The organism is Caminibacter sp., assembly GCF_053999135.1.
Genome location: NZ_JBMXVQ010000118.1, coordinates 1 through 3996, shown reverse-complemented (window position 1 = coordinate 3996; position 3996 = coordinate 1). Strand labels below are relative to the sequence as shown.

Here is a 3996-nt window from a genome sequence, read left to right as displayed (position 1 = left end):
AACTAGAGCCTCTTTTAAAAGAAAAAGGCGCAAAAAGAGTAATGCTTTTAAATATGAGCGTGGCAAGCCACTGTCCGTTGCTTGAAAGTGCCGTTCAGCCTTTAAAAAATCTGCTTGAAGAATATTTAAAAGATGAATTTAAGCCGGTAGTGAGTAACGTAACGGCAAAAAAATATTCGACAAAACAAGAAGCACTTGAACTTTTACCTGTTCAGCTTACAAAACCTGTACTTTATAAACAGAGTATTAAAAATTATGAAAATGAAGCGGATATGTTTATTGAATTCGGCGGGAAAGTGTTAATGGGGATAAACAGAAAAATTACAAAGAAAAAAACCGTTCCGATTACAGATATGAAATCTCTTGAAAAAGCATTAAGTCTATAAGGAAATTTATGAAAATAGCACTGGCTCAGATAAGACCGAAACTAAGTCCCGATAATCTTGACAAACATATCGAGTTTATTGAAAAAACCGATGCCGATTTGGTTATTTTTCCGGAACTTAGTATGAACGGATATAAAGTAAAAGACGCACTTTTAGAAGATGCCTTTGAAGAAAAATTTTTTAAAAAACTCTCTTTTTCAAAAGATGTTGTTTTGGGTGCCGCTATAAAAGATGAGGGGAAAATATTTAATTCGGCTCTATATCTTGGGCGTGACGTTTATAAAAGACATGATAAAGTTCATCTGCCAACATACGGAGTTTTTGAAGAGGGAAGATTTTTCTTTGGCGGGAAAAATTTTTCTTCTTTTGATACGAAATTCGGTAAAACCGTTATGTTTATCTGTGAAGATGTTTTTAGCGGGGATGCTGTGGAGTTTGTAAGCCGTGAAAAACCGGATTTAATTATAGTAACAGCGGCGTCTCCTGCAAGGGAATTTAAAGACGGGAAACTTTTAATAGAAGAACACTGGGAAGCGGTGCTAAAAAATATGGCGATACTCAGCGGAGCATATGTGGCTTTTTGTAACAGAGTGGGCTTTGAGGACGGTCTTGGATTTTGGGGGAAAAGCAAAGTCATTAATCCAAAAGGCGAAATAGAAAAAGAAGCCGTTTATTTTGATGAAGATTTAATTGAAAGTTCTCTTAGTCATCATTTAACGTTTACCCAAAAATATTTTTTAAGGAAAGAATCGTGATTGGAATATTATGTGCAATGAGGGAAGAACTTGAGCCGATTTTAGAACAAGTGGAAATAAAAGAGGTAGTAGAACATGGCAAAAACAAATTTTATAAAGCAAAATTTAAAAATATGGATTTAATTTTGGCATACAGTAAAATAGGAAAAGTAAATTCAGCTACGACGGCAACTATTATGATAGAAAAATTCGGAGCAAAAAAGTTGCTTTTTAGCGGTGTTGCCGGAGCGGTTGATGAAGATTTAAAAATAGGAGATTTGGTAATAGCTGATAAAACATGTCAGCATGACGTTGATTTAACTGTATTTGGCTACGAACCTGGATATATTCCCGAATCGAAAGTTTACTTTGAGTGTGATAAAAATTTGAATCTTATAGCAAAAAAAGTTGCTGAAAAAATGAATGTTAGACTAAAAGAGGGCATAATAGCTTCAGGTGACCAGTTTGTCCATTCAAAAGAGCGTAAAGAATGGATAAAAAAAACATTTAATGCAATTGCTATAGAAATGGAAGGCGGTGCTGTCGGATGTGTTGCATGGACTTTAAATATACCGTTTTTTATGCTAAGAGCCATTAGCGACACGGCGGAAGAAGGTGCCGGAGTTGATTTTGATGAGTTTTTAGAAGAATCGAGCAAAGTAAGCGCTGAGTTTTTAATCAAAATGTTAAAGGAAATTGATGAATAAAACAAAACTTCTAAGTTTTTTTGTAACTTTTGTAATAATGATTGCCCTAACGCCTCTTATTTTCAATAAGCTTATGAATTCTAAATTTAATCAAATGTTACAAAATCTTGAAAAAAAAGGAATAGTGATAAAAGAGATAGAAGATAAGAGTTCTTATCTGACAACCGACAGGGTTTTTGAGGTTATAATTCCCGGAAATATGATAGATAACAGCGGTTTTATTCAAAGCGTCAAGTTAAATGTAGAGAGTGTTTTTAAAAATTTACCCGTAACCGATGTAAAGTTTTTTGGAAAAATATTGGATGTTGTTACATTAGATGGCTCTTTTGAAAGCATTTTAAAAGATAAAATCAACTTTTTGGTGGTGACTCCGAATTTTAAGGTTTACCGATACAAAATAAAAGATAATACTATAGATTTACATGACAGTCTGCTTATTTTTAAGAAAGTTGAAGGAGTGTTTGAGTATCCTCAAAAAAACACTCTTAAAGTAAAAAATCTGCTTTTTAAAAGCAAAACTCAGCCCGTGTATTTTGAATTAAAAAATTATAATAACGAATATATGGAAAAAGAAAGTACTATTTCTCAAAAAAACAGCGGAGATTTCTTTTTCAGCGCTCAAAATAAGAAACTTTCAATATTTAATTTAAGAAGTTCAACAAATATATATCCAGGTAAAAAACTGAGGATAATTAACAGTATTGATTTTGATAAAGCGGATTTGTTTTCGTTTTTGAGCATAAACGGGTTTACTTCCAGGGTCTCTATTTATAATCTTGATTCAGCACTGATAAAAGAGATGATAAATGCGGATGAATATAAAAAGAGGGCTTTAATGCTAAAACTGTTGGAAAAAGGTTTTAATACCGATTTAAAAGCCAATATAAAAACGGTGTATCTAAATAAACAAAATGCCGGTTTTTTAGATTTGGTTTTAAAGGCTAAAATTAATCCTGTTAATAATCTTGAAGAGAAACTTTTAAACAACGATATTTCTTTTTTAGATTTAAAGCTGAATTTAAAAACAACACCTGCACTTGCTACTTTTTTAATGAATATAGAGCCTAAAAGCGCTTTTATATTCGCTTTAGCTGATAAAAGCGGAGGTATTGTAAAGATTAGATTTGAATTAAAAAACGGGGAAGTTTATATTAATGGCGAAAAAATTAAATCCAATTAAAGATATATTTTTTAGCAAAAAAGTTACGAAATTCGTAGGAAGAGTGCAGGGTAAATATGAACTGATAAAACCTAACGATAAGGTATTAGTAGCTTTTAGCGGAGGAAAAGACAGTTTTGTTCTTTTGCATGTGTTAAAAAGAATGCAGCTTATAGCCCCTTTTTCTTTTGAACTTGCGGCAATTACCATTGATGCTGGGACGGGGATAGATTATTCTTCTCTTAAAGAGTGGTGCGAAAAATTCGATATTCCTTATATACTTTATAAAACTCCTATTTTGGAAATTATGAACGAAAAAAAACGTCCCGGGAGCAGTCCGTGCGGATTTTGCGCCAGAATGAGAAGGGGGGCTCTTTATACCAAAGCACAGGAACTGGGATTTAATAAACTGGCTCTTGGACATCATTTTGACGATGCGGTGGAAACGTTTTTTATGAGTATGTTTTATAACGGACTGATGAAATCTATGCCTCCTGTTTATACTGCGAACACAGGGATAAAAGTAATAAGACCTATGATAAAAGTAAGAGAAAAATGGATTAAATATATGGCTGAGAAAAATCAATTTCCTATAATAGATGGTGAGGCCAGCTGTCTTGCCCTAAAAGATAGTGAAGGTGTGAAAATGCCTTTTGCAAGGGCTAAAATAAAAAAGTGGCTTAAAAAGATGGAAGAGGAGGAACCCAAACTTTTTCAACGGCTTGAGAGTGCTTTTGAAAATATTGAATGTCATACGTTTTTTATGAAGGAGTTTTTGAAGTGAGACTCGCCGATTGGGAGGTTAGGGAAATAAAAGAAGCCGCAAGGCTGGTTTTCGGAGAGGATGTAAAGGTGATTTTGTTTGGCAGCAGGGTATATGATGATAAAAAAGGCGGAGATATCGATTTGTATGTGGTTACTGATGAACCAAGCATGGAAAAAGAAGGAAAATTTTGGATAGAGCTTCAAAAAAGGCTTGGAGAGCAGAAAATAGATATTGTTTTAAGTGA

At 33.4% G+C, this 3996-nt stretch carries 6 protein-coding genes; all 6 read left to right on the top strand.

Going from position 1 to position 3996, the window contains the following annotated elements:
- A partial coding sequence (locus tag ACXJH6_RS08785; protein WP_456471383.1) for an ACP S-malonyltransferase occupies window positions 1-386 on the top strand: 386 nt, incomplete at its 5' end.
- A gap of 8 nt (window positions 387-394) precedes the next feature.
- Window positions 395-1141 carry a nitrilase-related carbon-nitrogen hydrolase gene (locus ACXJH6_RS08780; protein WP_456471382.1) on the top strand — a complete coding sequence of 249 codons (747 nt, stop codon included), beginning with the start codon at window positions 395-397 and terminating at the stop codon, window positions 1139-1141.
- A complete protein-coding gene (locus ACXJH6_RS08775; protein ID WP_456471381.1) occupies window positions 1138-1827 on the top strand; it encodes a 5'-methylthioadenosine/adenosylhomocysteine nucleosidase in 690 nt (229 codons plus the stop codon). The genes ACXJH6_RS08780 and ACXJH6_RS08775 overlap by 4 nt, the downstream gene beginning before the upstream one ends.
- Window positions 1820-3007 (top strand): hypothetical protein, encoded by a 1188-nt coding sequence (locus ACXJH6_RS08770; RefSeq protein ID WP_456471380.1) that lies wholly within the window; start codon window positions 1820-1822, stop codon window positions 3005-3007. Before ACXJH6_RS08775 ends, ACXJH6_RS08770 begins: the two co-directional genes overlap by 8 nt.
- Window positions 2982-3770, top strand: coding sequence for a tRNA 2-thiocytidine biosynthesis TtcA family protein (locus ACXJH6_RS08765; protein WP_456471379.1), 789 nt, complete (start codon window positions 2982-2984; stop codon window positions 3768-3770). The genes ACXJH6_RS08770 and ACXJH6_RS08765 overlap by 26 nt, the downstream gene beginning before the upstream one ends.
- Window positions 3767-3996, top strand: a 230-nt coding sequence (locus tag ACXJH6_RS08760; protein WP_456471378.1) for a nucleotidyltransferase domain-containing protein, incomplete at its 3' end; no start/stop codon positions are given. The genes ACXJH6_RS08765 and ACXJH6_RS08760, both read left to right, overlap by 4 nt.